At 37.5% G+C, this 17,892-nt stretch carries 16 protein-coding genes; 11 read left to right on the top strand and 5 right to left on the bottom strand.

Annotated elements, in window-relative coordinates:
• Positions 1-6 precede the first annotated feature (6 nt).
• Positions 7-1,548 carry a dihydrolipoyllysine-residue acetyltransferase gene (locus AAEU29_RS02610; protein WP_421971933.1) on the top strand — a complete coding sequence of 514 codons (1,542 nt, stop codon included), beginning with the start codon at positions 7-9 and terminating at the stop codon, positions 1,546-1,548.
• Between the two features lie 25 nt (positions 1,549-1,573).
• On the opposite strand, the gene AAEU29_RS02615 is transcribed toward AAEU29_RS02610, so the two are convergent.
• On the bottom strand, positions 1,574-2,731 hold the full coding sequence (locus AAEU29_RS02615) for a putative manganese transporter (RefSeq protein ID WP_421971934.1): 1,158 nt from the start codon (positions 2,729-2,731) through the stop codon (positions 1,574-1,576).
• 90 nt (positions 2,732-2,821) lie between these two features.
• The gene (locus AAEU29_RS02620) at positions 2,822-4,447 is read right to left on the bottom strand and encodes a M28 family metallopeptidase (protein WP_421971935.1); all 1,626 of its coding nucleotides are present in this window, start codon (positions 4,445-4,447) and stop codon (positions 2,822-2,824) included.
• A 107-nt stretch (positions 4,448-4,554) separates the two neighbouring features.
• Between AAEU29_RS02620 and AAEU29_RS02625 the strand changes: the two genes are divergently transcribed.
• The 5 genes from AAEU29_RS02625 (at position 4,555) to AAEU29_RS02645 (ending at position 9,018) form a co-directional block, all read left to right on the top strand.
• Entirely contained in the window at positions 4,555-5,364 is an 810-nt protein-coding gene (locus AAEU29_RS02625) for a DUF3025 domain-containing protein (protein ID WP_274760710.1), read from the top strand.
• The gene (locus AAEU29_RS02630; RefSeq protein ID WP_421971936.1) at positions 5,361-6,149 is read left to right on the top strand and encodes an ABC transporter ATP-binding protein; all 789 of its coding nucleotides are present in this window, start codon (positions 5,361-5,363) and stop codon (positions 6,147-6,149) included. The genes AAEU29_RS02625 and AAEU29_RS02630 overlap by 4 nt, the downstream gene beginning before the upstream one ends.
• Positions 6,142-7,344: an ABC transporter permease gene (locus AAEU29_RS02635; protein WP_421971937.1), complete on the top strand. Its 1,203-nt coding sequence runs from the start codon at positions 6,142-6,144 to the stop codon at positions 7,342-7,344. The genes AAEU29_RS02630 and AAEU29_RS02635 overlap by 8 nt, the downstream gene beginning before the upstream one ends.
• 368 nt (positions 7,345-7,712) lie before the next feature.
• Positions 7,713-8,375, top strand: coding sequence for a hypothetical protein (locus AAEU29_RS02640; RefSeq protein ID WP_421971938.1), 663 nt, complete (start codon positions 7,713-7,715; stop codon positions 8,373-8,375).
• A 232-nt stretch (positions 8,376-8,607) separates the two neighbouring features.
• The gene (locus AAEU29_RS02645; RefSeq protein ID WP_421971939.1) at positions 8,608-9,018 is read left to right on the top strand and encodes a hypothetical protein; all 411 of its coding nucleotides are present in this window, start codon (positions 8,608-8,610) and stop codon (positions 9,016-9,018) included.
• Between the two features lie 23 nt (positions 9,019-9,041).
• Here AAEU29_RS02645 and AAEU29_RS02650 read toward each other — a convergent pair whose 3' ends face one another.
• Together AAEU29_RS02650 and AAEU29_RS02655 are read right to left on the bottom strand one after the other, a co-directional pair.
• Positions 9,042-10,298, bottom strand: a complete 1,257-nt coding sequence (locus AAEU29_RS02650) for a Y-family DNA polymerase (RefSeq protein WP_421971940.1) — start codon at positions 10,296-10,298, stop codon at positions 9,042-9,044.
• Positions 10,298-10,699, bottom strand: coding sequence for a LexA family protein (locus AAEU29_RS02655; protein WP_372768450.1), 402 nt, complete (start codon positions 10,697-10,699; stop codon positions 10,298-10,300). The genes AAEU29_RS02650 and AAEU29_RS02655 overlap by 1 nt, the downstream gene beginning before the upstream one ends.
• 215 nt (positions 10,700-10,914) lie before the next feature.
• Between AAEU29_RS02655 and AAEU29_RS02660 the strand changes: the two genes are divergently transcribed.
• The gene (locus tag AAEU29_RS02660) at positions 10,915-11,379 is read left to right on the top strand and encodes a hypothetical protein (protein WP_421971941.1); all 465 of its coding nucleotides are present in this window, start codon (positions 10,915-10,917) and stop codon (positions 11,377-11,379) included.
• Between the two features lie 30 nt (positions 11,380-11,409).
• Here AAEU29_RS02660 and AAEU29_RS02665 read toward each other — a convergent pair whose 3' ends face one another.
• Positions 11,410-12,207, bottom strand: a complete 798-nt coding sequence (locus AAEU29_RS02665) for a substrate-binding periplasmic protein (RefSeq protein ID WP_421971942.1) — start codon at positions 12,205-12,207, stop codon at positions 11,410-11,412.
• 553 nt (positions 12,208-12,760) lie between these two features.
• On the opposite strand from AAEU29_RS02665, the gene AAEU29_RS02670 reads away from it, so the two are divergent.
• The 4 genes from AAEU29_RS02670 to AAEU29_RS02685 are packed head-to-tail and all read left to right on the top strand — an operon-like array spanning position 12,761 to position 17,892.
• Positions 12,761-13,666: an AAA family ATPase gene (locus AAEU29_RS02670; RefSeq protein ID WP_421971943.1), complete on the top strand. Its 906-nt coding sequence runs from the start codon at positions 12,761-12,763 to the stop codon at positions 13,664-13,666.
• Positions 13,667-13,668: 2 nt separating this feature from the next.
• A complete protein-coding gene (locus AAEU29_RS02675) occupies positions 13,669-14,640 on the top strand; it encodes a DUF58 domain-containing protein (protein ID WP_421971944.1) in 972 nt (323 codons plus the stop codon).
• Positions 14,633-16,576 carry a transglutaminase TgpA family protein gene (locus AAEU29_RS02680; protein ID WP_421972293.1) on the top strand — a complete coding sequence of 648 codons (1,944 nt, stop codon included), beginning with the start codon at positions 14,633-14,635 and terminating at the stop codon, positions 16,574-16,576. The genes AAEU29_RS02675 and AAEU29_RS02680 overlap by 8 nt, the downstream gene beginning before the upstream one ends.
• A complete protein-coding gene (locus AAEU29_RS02685; protein ID WP_421971945.1) occupies positions 16,573-17,892 on the top strand; it encodes a Na+/H+ antiporter family protein in 1,320 nt (439 codons plus the stop codon). Before AAEU29_RS02680 ends, AAEU29_RS02685 begins: the two co-directional genes overlap by 4 nt.

A 17,892-nucleotide genomic window follows, 5' to 3' on the forward strand; every position in this document is an offset into this window, starting at 1 on the left:
GTAGTTATGAGCCAAGATTTTATTCTACCGGATATTGGTGAAGGCATCGTTGAGTGTGAAGTGGTTGAATGGTTAATTGCAGAAGGTGACACTGTAAAAGAAGATCAGCCTATTTGCGATGTAATGACTGATAAAGCACTGGTGCAAATTCCTGCAGTACATAACGGTGTTATTACTAAGCTTTATTACCAAAAAGGTGAAATTGCTAAAGTACACGCGCCACTATTTGCCATGGATGTTGAAGGTGCACCGGCAGCACAGCAGCCAACAAGTTCAGCACCATCAGAGTTAACTCAAGAGGCACCAGTGCAAACGGGTACAGCGCTTGAAGATTTTATTTTACCAGATATTGGTGAAGGTATTGTTGAGTGCGAAATTGTCGATTGGCTTGTTGCTGAGGGTGATGAAATCAAAGAAGACCAAGCCGTTTGTGATGTAATGACAGACAAAGCGCTTGTTCAAATTCCTGCAAAACACACCGGTCGTGTGACTAAGCTGTATCATCAAAAAGGTGAAATTGCCAAAGTGCATGCACCACTTTTCCAAATGGAAGTAGCAAGTGCACAAGTTATCGATATTCAAAAGAAAGTGGTAAACGCACAGCAAAATGCGCCCGTTAAGCAACAACAAGAAGAATTACCAGTTGTAGCAAATGCAGGCAAAGCAGTTGCAAGTCCAGCAGTGCGCCGTTTAGCTCGTGAGCACAATTTAGATATTTCAAAGGTTGTTGGTTCAGGTAAAAATGGCCGTGTGTATAAAGAAGATATTCAGCGCTTCTTAAATGGTGATAGTAACAGCCAATCAGTTTCGCCAGTGGCGACACAAGCTGTACCAAGTTTGGCAAGTACACGTGTTGAGCCAATTCGCGGTATGCAAGCAGCGATGGCAAAGCAGATGATGGATTCAGTTTCTACTATTCCACACTTTACGTTAAGCGATGAAATTGATTTAACCGATCTAATCAGCTTACGCAAAGATTTAAAAGAGCAGTATGCAAAGCAGGGTGTTAAGCTCACCATGATGCCTTTCTTTATCAAAGCGCTTTCGTTAGCACTGAAAGAATTCCCTGTGATCAATTCACAGGTAAATGCCGATTGTACTGAGCTAACGTATTTCAATGACCATAATATTGGTATGGCAGTAGACTCAAAATTAGGCCTATTAGTACCTAATATTAAATCATGCCAAACTAAGAATATGGTTGAAATTGCCAATGAAGTATCGCGTTTGACTGATCAAGCACGTGAAGGTCGTGTGAGCCCACAAGATCTTAAAGGTGGCACTATTTCAATTTCTAATATTGGTGCAATTGGGGGTACTACAGCGACGCCAATTATCAATAAACCGGAAGTTGCTATTGTTGCCCTTGGTAAACTTCAACACTTACCGCGTTTTAATGTTAAAGGTGAGGTTGAAGCCCGTGCAATTATGCAAATTTCATGGTCAGGCGATCACCGCATTATTGATGGCGCAACCATGGCGCGTTTCAATAATTTGTGGAAGCATTATTTAGAAACACCAAGTGCCATGTTAATGGCAATGAGTTAATAAAAAGGGGTCGAAAGACCCCTTTTTATATTAAGTAAAGTAAATAACCAATTAATAAACTTGGTACTGCAGTATACAAAGTACCAATCAAAGCCGCTTTTGGCGCAAGGGCAATCGCAGGGAAGAGCGCATCACCATCATTGGATATGGCATTTGCCATTAACGCTGAAAATGGAATGTGACCTTGCATATAAAGCGTAGTGACGATTATTTGTGGTCCACAACCCGGTAACAGCCCTACTAAACAGGCCATTAAAGGCATTAAGTAAGTGTACTGATTAAATAACAGTGAAATATCAGTTCCGAGCCATAGTTTGAATAACTCATAAGCTAAGAAACCAATAACCACCCAACTGGTAATAAAATGCGTATCTTGCAGCACTTTAACTTCTAAATTATGTTCTTCTACATCATCTTCTGCTGTTACATCTTGGTACGTTTTACCAATTGACGAGAGCGACCACAAAACAGCTACTATAAAACAACAGACAGCAGCAATGCTTGTAATAGAGCTTGATACGCCATCACTAAATTGAAACTGAAATGCTAATAACAAGGCCACAATCGTCATTGGTAATACGATACTTTGCCAAAACCGTTTACTAAAAGTGGTGATTAACTTTGGCACATTTTTACATTGATGCTGTTGGTCTTCTGTTTGCTCTGGCACTAAATAGTCAAATTTATGAAATCTATTTACTAGCCAACCAAATAAGGTACCTGTAATAACACTTATCAATAACACTAAAAGTGCGGTTTGTGGTTTTGCTGCGATAAGTAAAAAGGCTGCGTCACCCATAGTTGAAATTAATACAGCGACAAATGCCCCAAAGCTTGCCTGTTTTTTAGTGTATTGCGTCACCACAATAATTGCACCACCACAGCCTGGTAGTGCGCCTAAGAGTGCTGCAAATGGTACTTCGAGTCTTGGTGCTACTTTGGTTATATAACTGATCTCTAATTGCGGGAAGCGTTTTACGGCAATGTAATAGCCGTAAAGGGTAATGGCTACAAATATGCTTACTTGTAAAAAGGCATCAGCTAGGGCAGTGATCACTATATGTTGGGTGGTTGGATTAAGCCACAAACACACTATGATTAATGGAAGGAAAAGTCGCTTATAAGCTAAAACACTTTTAACAGTGTGTTTTGAAACAGTTAATTGTGAGAGAAATAGAAACATAGTGATACCTAATATGCGATTAGTTTCACTATAGTACTAACGGTAATGCGAATCAATCCCATTACCGTTTAATTTAATCAATTGCTATGATTATTTTTTTCGTTGGAACTCAGATTTTTCGTACCACTTTGGCCAATCTTTGCTGTCAGCAATATCTAAGCCTACTTGATAAAATAACTGAAGATCTTGGATTGCACCTGATAAATCCCAGCCATTACGGAATTGATCACATGGCTGATGGTAACAACCACGTAAAATTAATCCCATACGCTTGCGGTATCGTGCAGTTTCTTCGTCAATCGCTTGTGTTCCACCGCCTGAATACATTGCTGGAATACCCATTTGTGCAAATGCAAAGTGATCTGAGCGGTAATAACCACCGGCAGCAGGGCGAGGGTCGCCTGATAAAGTACGGTTTTGAGATTTAGCAGCACGTGCTAAATATTCATCCATTTCAGATTTACCTGCACCAACCACACTAATATCTGTAACTCGGCCCAACAGGTTTAAGCTATCCATATTGATGTTAGCAACCGATTTATTTGCGGCAATAATTGGATTAGCTGCATAGTATTTAGCACCAAGTAAACCTTGCTCTTCAGCAGTTACCGCTAAAAAGGTAATTGAGCGAGCTGGTTTTGTCGGTAACATTGAAAATGCTTCTGCAATTTCAATCATACCAGCGGTTCCTGTGGCGTTATCGTGTGCGCCATTATAAATATTATCGCCTTTTTTATTTGGATCTTTACCTAGGTGATCCCAGTGTGCAGAGTAGATAATGTGTTCATTTGGGGTGCTATTACCAGGTAGTGTCGCAATAAAATTACGTGAAATTGATTTTTTAATTTCACTTTTAACTGTAACAGACGCTGTTAAATCACCCATATCAACAGAGTAAGCACCTTTGGCTGCTTTTTCTTTCTCTTTTGCAAAGTCTAACCCTGCTTTAGCAAATAGTTCATTAGCAACGTCTAACGTCACCCAACCTTCAACGGCAACGCGGTCCATATTGTTATTTTCTTTTTGAAAACCAAATTGTGGGCCTGACCATGAATTCTCAACAACTGACCAAGGGTAAGATGCAGGTGCGGTTTCATGTACAATAATCGCACCTGCGGCACCTTGACGTGACGCTTCTTCATATTTGTAGGTCCAACGGCCATAGTAGGTCATTGCATTACCTGTAAATAACGTGTCATCTTGCGTCGCAAAGCCTGGGTCATTTACCAAAATAACTACGGTTTTACCTTTTACGTCAATATCTTTATAGTCATTCCAATTATATTCTGGCGCGTTAATTCCATAGCCAACAAACACCAGCTCAGAATTCTCAATCGATTCAAGTTCGCTCATGCGGCTTGTGCCCATCACCATATCTCTTTTGTACTGATATGCTTTACCGGCGATGTTAAGCGTCATATCTGGTGATGCTTCAATTGAAACTAAAGGCACGTCTTGGTAAAAGCTACCGTTATTACCGCCAATAAAACCAAGTGATTTGAAGTGTTTTTCTAAGTAAGCGAGAGTGAGCTCTTCGCCTTTGGTTGACGGCGCGCGCCCTTCGAATTCATCTGATGCGATTGTTTTTATATGTTCGCTAAGCTGCTTTGCATTGATACTGTTATACGCAGCATTGAGTGCTTGTTCATTATTTTGTGTCGCACAGCCACTTAATAGCAACGAGACAGCAAGACCTATTGGTGTTAGTTTTTTCATAATTCAACCTGTGTCACAAATTTAGCCGATTATAAAAACTAGTTTAGTGTTGTGCTAGTAAATGCGGTAAAGTAGCGCTTTTAGTTTTATTCTTTTAAATTACCTGCATGAAATTTGAAGCCCCAGCGCATTGGACGACTGATTTTTTACATCATGGTATCTTTGACGATCTAAACCGATTATTTAATCTTGACCAATTTGAACAGTGGCCAGCACTTGACTGGTTAAATCAGCATGCTATTGGCATTAAAAATAAAAATGACCAACAAATAACCTTTGTAGCTAATGATGATATTGATTGGCAACATGGTTATTACGAAGAAATTATCTATGACAAAGGTGAAATCCCAACGCGCTTAGAAAACTGGCATGATTTGTTTGGCGCGTTTATTTGGTTATTATTTCCGAAAACAAAAGCCTTGCTAAATAAACTCCATATCGAGCAGATAAAATTACACGGCAGAGTTGAGCGCTCTAAAAAGCGTAATGCAATCACATTATTAGATGAATGTGGCGTTGTGATTGTTTGCAATGAAGCACAAGCACATTTACTGCAAAATCATTTATGGGTAGATGGCTTTTTCGAAAACCGTGCTGATTGGTTTAACTCGATTTGGCCGTTTATGTTTGGTCATGCGAATTACGAAATGGCAACCCGCCCATACTTAGGATTGACCGGTAAAGCGCTTTATATTACCGCTCATCATGATGATTTGCCTAAATCCCTTGATGAAAAGTATGCTTGGCTTGATACGACCCTTGAAAAACTTATAGAACAACAAGATATATTGTGCGATAACAGTCATTTGTTCCCGTTACCGTTACTAGGTGTGCCGACTTGGTATGAGAGTAACAAAGACAAAGCATTTTACGAAAATACCGATTATTTTCGACCTAAACGAAGGAAGTTGAAATGATAGAAGTATCGGCGCTCAAAAAGCGCTTTAAACTTACCAAAGATCACAAAGTGAAAAACGATGAGAAAAAAGATCCGCGGGAAGATAAAGATTATTTTCATTCGGTACGTGATGTGTCATTTACCTGTAACCAAGGTGAAGTGCTTGGCTTATTAGGGCCAAACGGTGCTGGTAAAACAACCACATTACGTATGCTTTCCACTGCGCTTAGTCCTGATGAAGGTCAAATTAAAATTAATGGTATTGATGTCGTTAAAAAACCGCTTGAAGCCCGTAAAAAAATTGGCTTTTTGTCAGGTTCTACTGGTTTATATGGCCGTTTAACGGCAAAAGAAAACATCGAATACTTTGCACGCCTTCATGGCATGAATAAACAAGCAGTAAAAACACGTTGTGACGAATTATTTGAAATGCTTGATATGCATAGCTTTTTAGATAAGCGTGCAGAACACTTATCAACGGGTATGAAGCAAAAAACCAACATTGCGCGTGCTGTAGTGCACAACCCTGAGGTGATTGTGCTTGATGAGCCAACCACAGGCCTTGATATTATGACTACTCAAACGGTCATCAGCTTTATTCAAAGCATTAAAGCACAAGGTACTCCGGTTATTTTTTCAACTCACCACTTAGATGAAGTAGAGCTTTTATGTGAGCGCGTCAGTGTGATTGATAAAGGTATTACGTGTTTTGATGGCACGATTGGTGAATTTAAAGAGCGTGGCCGCAGTGATGTACTTAACAACGCGTTTTTAACGATTTTAAAGGAGCAACAAGGTGTTTGAAGTATTTTTAAAAGAGTTAAAAGAGCTACTGCGTGACAGAAAAACATTATTATTTGTAGTTGCACTGCCGGTTGCCATCTTCCCAATCATTTTTGCTTTAATGGGCTTTTTAATGAGTAAAGCTGCTATTGAAGCAGAGCAAAAGGTGCATACTTATGCGATTATTAATGCCCAATACGCGCCAGAATTTAAAGATAAACTGTTTTACCATAAAAACTTCAAATTGGTTGAAGGTGATTTTAAAACAGTCGATGATTTAAAAACGGCAGTACAAAACGAAGTAATTGATGTAGGTATAGTGATTACTGACGATGCGCGTTCATCTCTTGAAAACGGTAAAAGTAATTCATGGCAGGTTGTTTTCAATGATTCTTCATCACTTAGTTTTATCTTTGCACGTATCAAAGAGATGGCAGAAGAGTTTTCACAAACACTGCAAAGTGAGCAGTTTAATAAGCTTGGAATTGCCATTGAACATCAAGAAGCGCTGCTTAACCCAGTCGTGCTTGAAAAAGTCGATACTGCCGATTTACGTGAAAATTTAGGCGAAAAACTAGGGGCACTTATTCCGTATTTATTAATTCCGCTTGTACTTGCAGGTGCTAGTTACCCAGCGATTGATTTAGGCGCTGGTGAAAAAGAGCGGGGCACACTTGAAACACTTTTACTTACACCTATTTCGAGAACAGAGCTGGTACTTGGTAAGTTTTTCACTGTGTTATTTACCTCTTTGGCAACCGCGCTCATTACTGTCGCCAGTATGGGCATATGGATGAAAATGGCAGGTAACTTCTTTGAGGTAGAGAAAATCACTGATGCATTTTCGATGCTAGGCTTTGCTGATTTTGCACTTATTTTGTTATTGCTGATTCCGCTTGCATGTGTGTTTTCATCACTTGTTTTGGCGATTTCGATTTATGCACGTTCATTTAAAGAAGCGCAAAACTATATGGGTCCACTTTCGATGCTTGCATTTTTGCCGCTTATTGTTGCGATGATGCCAAATATGGAACTCAGCATGAGTACTGCAATGGTACCAATTACCAATGTTGCACTAGCTATTAAAGAGATTTTAAAAGGCACAGTAGATTACAGTTACGTTGGTATGATCTTTATTGCCACGGCAGTGCTCGCGGGTCTATTAATGACGGCATGTGTGCATTGGTTCAAAAAAGAAGAAGTGCTATTCAGATAAACGCTTTCTTGTTTAACGATAAAGCCCAACTGTGTGTTGGGCTTTTTTATATGTTTTTTCTAGCCTTGTTTTCAGTGCATCCCATTTTACATATAGACATCTGGCTAGTTAAAAATTCAGCTTCTGATATTCAAAGCTTTTAAAATGATTATTTCCTATTATTCAATTTGTTATGGGTTTTCCGTTTATCACTTTACGGCAAAAATAACCCATTACTTACAAAATGAAGTGTTTGTAAATTTTAACACGCTAGTGATTAAGGTATTTTTTAGCTGAATAAATTACAAATAGAGCATTTTTTTATAAACATCTTTATTAATTAATGGTATATGACTAACTTATAAAAGTAGTCATTATTAGAGTCATTTATGAGAAGTTACCTTATTGCTATTATTTCAGGGTGTGTATTTAGCGCTACTGCGTTTGCATTTGATAGTGATAACGATAAAGTGCTTGATAATTTTGATTTAAATCCACAAAAGAAGTCAGCGTTTTTTGCTAAAAATACCATTACTGTTTCTCAGCTTTCAGGTTTTTATTCTGATATTTCAGTTGCTGGCCGTTATCGTTTTGGTGATGATATTTTAATTACTGGTACACAGTTTGAAAAACTAATCGATCCGGTTGTTGTTGTGTATCAACACAATAATGTTTTTAATTTTAAACCTACCTCAATTAGTAGCGAAGGACTCGTGTTTAAATTAGAGGTACCCAAAGGTAAATATGCGCTATTTATTTATGATCAAGACCAAAAAACCAATGAAGTTAAGGTTGAATCCCTATTAAATAATGCGCCACTTATTTTTGGAAATGCTTCTGTTACTCTTGAAAAAGGTAAACCCTTTTCACTTTCAGGTATTGGTTTTAATCAAGATTCAAAAGTGGTGTTGGGACCGCTTAAAATTACCCCGAAATTCGTTTCAAATACCCGTTTAACATTTGAAGTTCCTAATAATGCTGCAGGGCTTCAGTTTTATATTGAAAACAATGCGTTAAAGAGTAACATTATTCGTGTTACAAGCTACAAATAGGCTTATTGTTTTCATTCTTGTCTTTTACTTGCTCTTAAATAGTTTAATTACTTAAGTGACTACGCATTTTACAGATTAGTAAGTAGCACGATTCATGTTTGATTAAAGCTAAATGGTTTATTTTTAGTTCAAAATAAACAAATGTTAATTAATTTAGGTTAACTTTGTTTTTATTTTATTGCTGCACAGCCTATTTTTAAAGGCTTTGTGTTTTTGTAAAGGGGTATAACAGGTGTTATTTTATAAGCGTTTTTATTTTATGTTTTGCTGTTTATTAATTGTTTTATTTGGGTGTAAATCTACAACTTCTCCTACGCTCACTGTGTCTGGACTGGCTTTTTATAATGATGCAAACAGCACTATTGAAAATATTAAATTAACTGTTGTTGAATCGGCCAAAATGGTTAGCTGTAATTTAGTTGAGCCGCAAAGCTATTGTGGTACTGGCTTTCCACAAGCGCGTTATCAAGGTGCAGATTTAGTCTTAAGTTGGCAAACATCTCAAGGCCAAATAATCACGCGACCAGTACTTTTAAAACAACCTCAGAAATTCGACGCCTCTAAGCGCTATGCTGCTGTTATTAAATTTACAGACCCCACTAATTTTGAAGCGTTCTTCACAGTTAACCCAAGGCCTTTTTAAACGCTTTTTTTATACCTCATTTATTAGCATTTTATTCTCGGAATATCTGACCAACGAGTAGTGTATTTGGGAGATAAAAATGCGCGTCGCATATGCCAAAAAGCGCTTTGTTTTTCGCTTGCAAGCTTAAGCGCGTCGTTACCAAAGCGTTGGTTAATAGTATCTAAGCATTGCATTAGTTCAGGTTTATCTTGAGAGTGATTAAATAAGTCACCTTGGCGATACATTTCGTCTTCTAACTCAATTGCCCCAATACCGCATTTTTGAAAGCGCACATTCGAGCTATAAATTTTTAAAAATATTTTTTTTACAGCATTAGCAAATACCGTGACGTCGTTAGATGCTACGGGAAACTCATAAATAAATGTGCGTTTATAGTAATGCTCTTCAAAGGGAGAGCTATGGGCAAAAATAACAATGCGTTTCGCCAAAGAGCCTTGTTTTCTAAGTTTTCGTGCCACAATATTACAATGTGCCGCAAAGGCAGCGCGTAACGAATGTGCATCGCTAATGCGTTCGCCAAAGGAGCGAGTAGAGTAGACCTCTTTCTTTTTTTGCTTCACATCATCCCACGATAAGCAAGATGTACCATTTAACTCATTAATGGTTCGCTCAAGTACAACACTAAACTGCTTACGCATTAATTTTGCGGGTTGATTTGCTAAATCAAGTGCACTGTGAATATTCATGAGTTTTAGCTTTTTACTAATACGACGCCCAACCCCCCACACATCTTCTACAGCCATTAATTTTAAAATATGCTTACGGGAGGCCTCATTGTTTATTACTGCCACACCATCAAATCCAGGTAATTTTTTTGCTGCATGATTAGCAGCTTTAGCAAGGGTTGCTGTCGGGCCAAAACCTACACCTACGGGGATTTTAGTTTTACGCCATACTGCTTTACGAATGGTATGGCCATACTCATGCCAGTCATTAATTAGATTGTTAAAGCCATTAAAATTTAAAAATGATTCATCAATTGAGTAAATATATTGGTTATCACTAAATCGACTAATTTCGTTCATCATGCGAGCACTTAAATCAGCATAGAGCTCATAATTAGAGGAACGTACAATAACGTTATGTTTTTCAAGTAACTCTTTGACTTTGAAATACGGTTCAAACTTCGGAATATTCAGCTTTTTTGCAATAGGGCAAACAGCACAAATGCAGCCATCGTTGTTAGTTAACACAACAACAGGGCGATTTCGGATGGTTGGGTCAAAGACCTTTTCGGCGCTGGCGTAAAACGATACAGCATCTACAAGTGCAAACATTAAAACAAGGCCTTACGCGCGCGATGTAACCGTACCGATGTACTTACTACACCTTCGTATTGAAATGTATCGCCTTTATTAACCAAGATTGGCGGGTAGTGGGGAGAGCTCGATATCAGCATACCACGTTGTTTATCAAAAATTTTACAGGTGAACACACCATTAAAATTAGCCACGATCACATCACCTTGGTGCGGCTCAAGTGCGCGATCCACAATTAAAATATCGCCATCAAAAATACCGCAACCAATCATAGAGTCACCCGTTGCTACGCCAACAAAAGTGGCGTTAGGGTGTTGTATAAGCAGTTCATCAAGAGATAATCCAAGCTCTTGATATTCGGCAGCAGGGGACTCAAACCCAGTTATGCCTGCCTCAATTTTTATTGGTACAACTTTCACAAATAAGTAAATATTAAATAACTGTATAAATATACAGCTTAGTGCAAATCATCAAAATTAGGTAGTGTCGGTTTGTTCACCTGTAAAAGTTTTTAACACCCAAATGTGTAAAGTATGACAACTCAATAAGTTACAAATTACAGCAACGAAAAATAAAACTGGCCTAAAAGTTGATAAATAATTTTTGAAACAATGAACTATGTTAGGAAAACAGCATGTTGTTATATAACACACTTAAAAGGGACGTAAATTTAACAAATGGTACTGACATTAAAGAAGATACTCGTCCTAAAACAGGCAAAGAAATGCCGATGGCTGACAATTCGGCAACATTTTCTGAGCAATTAAGTACTGAGATGCCAAAACAAACAGCGTCACACACAGCGAGGCAGTATCAACAAAAAAGCGTTTATGAAGCCGACAAAAACGCGAGCTTTCTAGCAAAAATGCAAGAAGCTATATTAATGCAACGGCTAGGTGTGGATCTTGAAAAGATAAAGCAACTTAAAGAGAAAATTGAAGAGATTGAAGCACAGCTGAACTCCGGTGATATAAGCCAAAAAGATGCGAATAAACACATTGCAGCTTTAGAAAAAATGATTGCTGAAGAGTATCAAAAAGGCCAAGAACGAAGCCAGCTCATGGCACAAAAACAAGACATAGTTGAAGAATTTGAATAGTACTTGAAACTATCAGTTATTGGCGAAAATTTAAAAGTTATTAGCCGAATACCAAGACTCAGTATGATACTTTTTTAAAATGTCATTGAGCTTGCCACTAGCTTGCAAGCTGTTAATACCATCGTCAAAAAGAGTAATTACATCATGTGAAATCTGTGCGTTAAAACCAAGATAAAGTGGCGTAAGCGAACCTTCAGTAGTTACTCTAACAACATCATGGATATGTAAACGTGAAAGTTGGTAATCTAAGTTAAAGCGAGAATCTAATAAAAAATCGATGCGACCTTTTTGTAATAGCTTAATATTGCGCTTTAAAGGTGCGTTACCAGTGGAATAATACAAATTATTTGGGTACTCAGCAAAAAGCTTATCTAAAGTATCACCATATTCGTAACCTTTAATTAAACCAATCCGATTATGTTTGCGAAATATGGCTGGCAATATTTTTGAGTCTGGTTCATTTATTAAACGCTTAGCTGTATCGTTAAGAGCATAAAAATCATTGTACCAGCCACCAAATATTTCATGTGATTGTTGTAAATTAAACTCTTTAACATGTTGCTGTGTTAGCGCAAGTACAATATCAATTTCGCCGTGATCTGCCATTTTTAATGCACGCGATAATGGAATGATTTTAATATCGAGTAATAAATGATTGCTCAGTGCAATTTCATTCATAACTTCAATAAGAATGCCCGGTGAACTTGCATTGTCACAAATAAATGGGCACCAATAGTCTGAAGCTACTTTTAGTGTTTTTGCATTTAAGGAAATACTGGCAAGAAAAAGTGTTATATAAAACACAAAACGAATATGCAGTTTAAACATAAAAAATATTAACTAGACCAGTATCTAATTGAAATTTAAAGAATGATGCGTAATTTACCTAAAATTGGTAAGGTTCACCAGAAAATATTTAAAGCTATTATAAAAACTAAGTAAATAGTTATTGACAAGTATAATAAAGCACATGCTAAGTGATTAGATATAAATACAATTGATATCTCATAATGTATATTATGTTAAATAAGGTGTGTTTATATAATTTGTTAGTTTCGCCCTCCAATTTTCACTGCTTGAACGCACTTTTCAGCACATTAATTTAATAATATGGATTGAAAAATACAGTTTTGATGCGCGAGTGAATTTTGCAAGCTATAGTAAGTGACACTTTCTAGTGATTGTAATCAAACTAGATACCTGTATATTAAGTTCGATAACAACCTTTTAAGAGATTTAAAACATTCACGTTACCGTTAAAAGTTAATGGTATCTCTTAAATAAAAAACAAACTTATTAGATTTAGCAAATTACGTTCTCAGCAGTTAACTTCGAGAACTATAAACGTGTAAATCTAACCAATGGAAAATAGCAAAACATAATGAATCAAGCGCTTGACCAAATCATCCAACAATTAAATTCAGTCATTTTAGGCAAACAACAGCAGATTAAACTCTCCTTATGTTGTTTACTTGCAAAGGGTCACCTATTAATTGAAGACTTACCGGGCATGGGTAAAACATCCCTTGCACATGCACTGTCAAATATCTTAGGGCTTGATTATCAACGGGTGCAATTTACGAGCGACCTTTTACCCTCGGATATCACAGGTAGCACCATTTTTGATCCAAATAAACAAACGTTTCACTTTCACCCTGGACCACTTTTTAATCAAGTAGTGTTAGCCGATGAAATTAACCGTGCAGGACCAAAAACACAAAGCGCATTACTTGAAGCAATGGAAGAACAGCAAGTGAGTATCGATGGTAAAAGTCATCCTTTACCGACTCCTTTTTTTGTTATTGCAACACAAAACCCAATGCATCAGGCCGGTACATTCCCATTACCTGAATCACAGCTTGACCGTTTTTTGATGCGAATTGGTTTGGGTTATCCAGATAAAGAATCAGAAAAAGCGATTTTGTTAGGTGAAATTAGTGCCGCAGCTAAAAAAGTCAGTGCACTGTTAACCCCAGCGAACTTAGTCGAAATGCAGTCTTTGGTTAATGATGTTGTGCTTTCAAATGTGGTTGTTGAGTACATACTAGATTTAGTCAATGAGACTCGAGATAGTCAAGATTACCCTATGGCATTATCACCACGTGCATCAATCGCAATTGCAAATGCAGCAAAAGCATGGGCATTTATACATAGTCGCGACTATGTAATACCTGATGATGTGCAGGCAATTTTCCCATCTGTTGCGGAGCATCGCCTTGGTATTGCAAGTAATACCACAAACAAACTATCCCATGATCTACTAAGCAAAGTGAAAATCAACCCTTAGTTATGTCCGATACTAAAAACAATCTGCGCTACCGTGTGAAGAAGTATTTAAATACTTGGTTTAACAATCAGTTAAAAAAGCGCAAACACAGTGCTCAAACCATCACGTTAAGTCATAAGAATATTTATATATTGCCAAGCAAATTTGGCTTAGCGTACTTGTTTGTTAACTTGTTAGTGTATGTGCTGGGCATTAATTACCAAAATAACCTAGTGATTATGTTTAGCTATTTAATGCTGTCATTTTTATTAGTTAATTTTATCGTCGCCTTTATTAATTTATATAACTTGAAAATCACACTTTCACATACAAATGCAGGTTATCAACACACAGGGTATTTTGCCCAGTTTCATTTTTCTAACCGTGACGGTACTACTAGCCTTGAGATTGAAGGTGAAAATATCCAAAATCAGTTTATTGATGGTGTTGATACAAACCTCTTTAAACTTGATGTTCAAGTAAATGAAATAAAACGAGGATCGCACACATTACCTCGCATAAAACTGCTTTCGCGTTACCCATTTGGCTTGGTTACAACATGGAGTTATTTTGTTTCAGAGGTGAAAACATACATTTACCCTACTCCATTGGCCTTTTCATTTCACCAAGTTAATCAAGCTGAACTCGAATCTGAAACTGATAACAGTAAAACAAGCTTTGCGAGTGAAAACTATCAAGGAGTTCGTCCTTACATTGAAGGTGACAAAGTTAATCGAATATCATGGAAGCATTATGCTAAACACCAAGTACTAGCAACAAAAGACTTTACCGCTGGCAGTTCAAGTGAATATGAATTTGGCTTAAATACGGTGCCTGGTGATTTAGAACAAAAACTACAACATTTAAGTTACCTAATTACCCATGCAGAGAATGAAAATCTACGTTACAGTTTGGTGTTACCAAATAATAAGGTTAACCTTGGTAGTGGTAATAAGCACATGACCGAGTGTCTAGAGAGGTTAAGTGATGTTTAACCATGACAAAGTAAAAAGCTTGTCGGCACTCATTATTGCGATTGTGAGCGCTTTGCTTTTTGATGATTTGGCCCTCTTTTTCGTTGCCACTGTGGCTTTGTTGATTGTATGGGTATTTGCAGTGTGTTACACCAAAGCAAGTGCCCCCACTATGGTAGTCGCTAATATATTAGCTATAGCCTGCACACTTACACTCTTTTTAACCATCGGAATAAGCGAACTCGTTAACTTATTTGTAGCGATGTTATTACAGGCAAATTGCTTAAAACTATTAATTGCAACCAAGCCTAAGCAAATAAAATCGATAGTGTTAGTTAACTTTTTTATTGCTTGCTGTGTATTTCTGTTTTACCAATCATTACCTGTAACATTTTTAGTGTTATCGTTATTTTTAATCAATATTACAGCACTTTACTTACTGACAAACCGCAAACTAGTAAGACAAAGTAGTGTTCGTGCTTTTAAACTTTTAGCATTAAGTTTGCCCATTACTTGTGTACTATTTTTATTTCTACCTAAACTGCCAGCGTTTTGGCGAATGCCCAGCCTTTCAAGTGCACAAGTTGGCTTATCCGAATCGGTAAACCCGTTTAATATATCGAATTTAACAAAATCAGATAAGTTGGCATTTCGTGCGTTATTACCAAGTAATTACCAAGCACCTTACTATTGGCGGGCAATGGTACATGAAGAATTTGATGGTAAATCATGGAATATTGCTAAATCGGCAGATAACATTTTGCCTTTTACCCAAATTAAAGAGTATGGCAATACGATAAAAATTTATCATGAACAATCATCATTAAAATGGTTACCAAGCCTATTCTACAGTAAAGCAAATGCTGCCAATATTGTTACAACAGAAAATGGTAATTTATATCGCGTAAACCCAAACAATCAAAAGTTTAGCTATGAATTTACTGAAATAGAATTAAGCCAACAACTTACGAACAATCAGAGAGTTCGAAATACAAGACTTCCTGCTGAGATAAACATGGCAAGCATCTCTTTGGCAAATCAGCTTAAAGCGCAAGCAAATTCAACAGAAATGTTTATCAATTTATTGGCTCGTTACTATAGCGACAATGGTTTTATATATACCCTAAAACCGCCTATTTATGACGACAAAAATGCCATAGACCAGTTTATATCAGGAAAAGAAGGGTTTTGCGGTCACTATGCCAGTACAAGTGCGTTTATCTTTCGTGCTGCAGGTATTCCTGCAAGGGTTGTTTCCGGTTATTTAGGCGGAGAATTTTCTGAAAACAACGAATATTTGTCAGTATATCAGTATGATGCTCATGCATGGACAGAAGTTTGGGTTGAAAATAAAGGTTGGGTGAAGTTTGATGCCACTGCTTATGTCGAGCCAGACCGTCTATTTGGATCGCTATCCCAACTAGATAGTATACGTAACGAGTTTGAAGATAATATTGGGCTTGGTTTAATCAGCTTAAGTGAAATTGCGATATTTAATGAATTGCGACTTTATTTAGAACAGCTTGATTATCAGTGGACTGCTTGGGTGTTAGGCTTTGATAACACAGCACAAGAAAAGCTCTTAAAAGAGCTAATGGAAGATGTGAGTGCACTAAAAATAGCAATTATTATTATGTCGTTAATCGGCTTATTTTTACTTACATTCTTAGCATTAAAACTGTGGCAGCGTCGGATCCGTTATGATGATCCCATTGTGTATTACTTATTTGCACTAGAAAACTATGCAAAAGGCAAAGGATTAATAAGAAAAGATGGTGAAACGGTTGACGCGTTTATAACACGCCTAAGTCAGTTAATACCTCACCATAAAAAAGATTTAATGAGCTTTTTAATGCTCTATAGCCGCCACCGCTATGGTGGTAAAACACTTAGTAAGGCACAAGTTAAAGTGCTTAAACGTAATGTCAATAATATAAAATATAAGAGACAACTATGAACTCAGTCGTACTCGGCGTTAGTGTAATGCTGATTTTAAGTTTACTACGTATTAATGTGATAGTGGCAATGACAATTGCTGCAATAACAACAGGATTAACCGCAGGACTTGGCCTTGAGCAAACACTGCAAGCGTTTAATGATGGTTTGCAAGGTGGCGCAAAAACAGCGCTTAGCTATGCCATGCTCGGTGGTTTTGCCGTGGCAATTGCAAAATCGGGATTGACCGATATTCTTGCAGACAAACTAATAAACCAAATTAAAGGTGAGCAATCTCGCTACTCTGAACTGTTTATAAAAGCGAGTGTTTTATCACTCATTTTATTGGTATCAATTAGCTCGCAAAACGTAATTCCAGTGCATATTGCGTTTATTCCAATTTTAATTCCACCGCTACTTATTATTTTTGATCACTTAAAACTAGACCGACGCGCCATAGCATGCGTTTTAACTTTTGGTTTAGCGACTGCCTATATGGTGTTGCCATACGGTTTTGGCGGCATTTTTTTGTTTGATATAGTGCATACAAATCTTGAGAAAAATGCGTTAACAATTGAAGCTGCAAGTGTGCCTTATGCGATGATTATTCCTGCTCTAGGTATGCTAGTTGGTCTCGTAATTGCCGTATTTTTTAGCTATCGCAAAGAGCGTGTTTATCATGAACTAAACCAAGGTTCTGAAATTAAACTGCCTAAAAACAAAAGCAAAGTGATTGCTGTGGGTGTCATTGCCGTTGCTACTTCGCTTTATGCTCAAACCATTACTAACTCAATGATTTTAGGCGGCCTAATAGGTGTGCTTATTTTTACTATTTTTGGTGTTGTGAAATGGCAAGAATCGTCTGATATTTTCAGCAAAGGTGCTGCAATGATGGCGATGATCGGGTTTATTATGATTTCAGCCCAAGGCTTTGCCTCTGTTATTCAACAAACCAATGAAGTATCAACGCTTGTACAAAGTATTTCTAGTTCAATTGGTGATAGTAAAGCGTTTGCTGCAGCACTGATTTTAATAATTGGACTATTAATTACAATGGGAATCGGGAGCTCGTTTTCAACTGTGCCAATCGTGGCGACGATTATTGTACCTCTTGCTATGTCTTTGGGGTTTTCACCGCTAGCAACGGCTGCGCTAGTTGGTACTGCAGGTGCGTTAGGTGATGCTGGCTCCCCTGCTTCTGACTCAACGCTTGGTCCAACATCAGGTTTAAATGCCGATAATCAACACGACCATATTAGAGACACGGTTATACCAACCTTTATTCACTTTAACATTCCGTTATTAATATTCGGTTGGATTGCCGCGATGGTATTATAA

It is taken from the genome of Pseudoalteromonas aquimarina (assembly GCF_049257255.1).
In the GTDB taxonomy this organism is placed as follows: Bacteria; Pseudomonadota; Gammaproteobacteria; order Enterobacterales; family Alteromonadaceae; genus Pseudoalteromonas.

Coding starts and splice junctions, on each gene's coding strand:
- AAEU29_RS02610 (WP_421971933.1), top strand. CDS start 7: ATGAGCCAAGATTTTATTCTACCGGATATTGGTGAAGGCATCGTTGAG.
- AAEU29_RS02615 (WP_421971934.1), bottom strand. CDS start 2,731: ATGTTTCTATTTCTCTCACAATTAACTGTTTCAAAACACACTGTTAAA.
- AAEU29_RS02620 (WP_421971935.1), bottom strand. CDS start 4,447: ATGAAAAAACTAACACCAATAGGTCTTGCTGTCTCGTTGCTATTAAGT.
- AAEU29_RS02625 (WP_274760710.1), top strand. CDS start 4,555: ATGAAATTTGAAGCCCCAGCGCATTGGACGACTGATTTTTTACATCAT.
- AAEU29_RS02630 (WP_421971936.1), top strand. CDS start 5,361: ATGATAGAAGTATCGGCGCTCAAAAAGCGCTTTAAACTTACCAAAGAT.
- AAEU29_RS02640 (WP_421971938.1), top strand. CDS start 7,713: ATGAGAAGTTACCTTATTGCTATTATTTCAGGGTGTGTATTTAGCGCT.
- AAEU29_RS02650 (WP_421971940.1), bottom strand. CDS start 10,298: ATGTTTGCACTTGTAGATGCTGTATCGTTTTACGCCAGCGCCGAAAAG.
- AAEU29_RS02660 (WP_421971941.1), top strand. CDS start 10,915: ATGTTGTTATATAACACACTTAAAAGGGACGTAAATTTAACAAATGGT.
- AAEU29_RS02665 (WP_421971942.1), bottom strand. CDS start 12,207: ATGTTTAAACTGCATATTCGTTTTGTGTTTTATATAACACTTTTTCTT.
- AAEU29_RS02670 (WP_421971943.1), top strand. CDS start 12,761: ATGAATCAAGCGCTTGACCAAATCATCCAACAATTAAATTCAGTCATT.
- AAEU29_RS02675 (WP_421971944.1), top strand. CDS start 13,669: ATGTCCGATACTAAAAACAATCTGCGCTACCGTGTGAAGAAGTATTTA.
- AAEU29_RS02680 (WP_421972293.1), top strand. CDS start 14,633: ATGTTTAACCATGACAAAGTAAAAAGCTTGTCGGCACTCATTATTGCG.
- AAEU29_RS02685 (WP_421971945.1), top strand. CDS start 16,573: ATGAACTCAGTCGTACTCGGCGTTAGTGTAATGCTGATTTTAAGTTTA.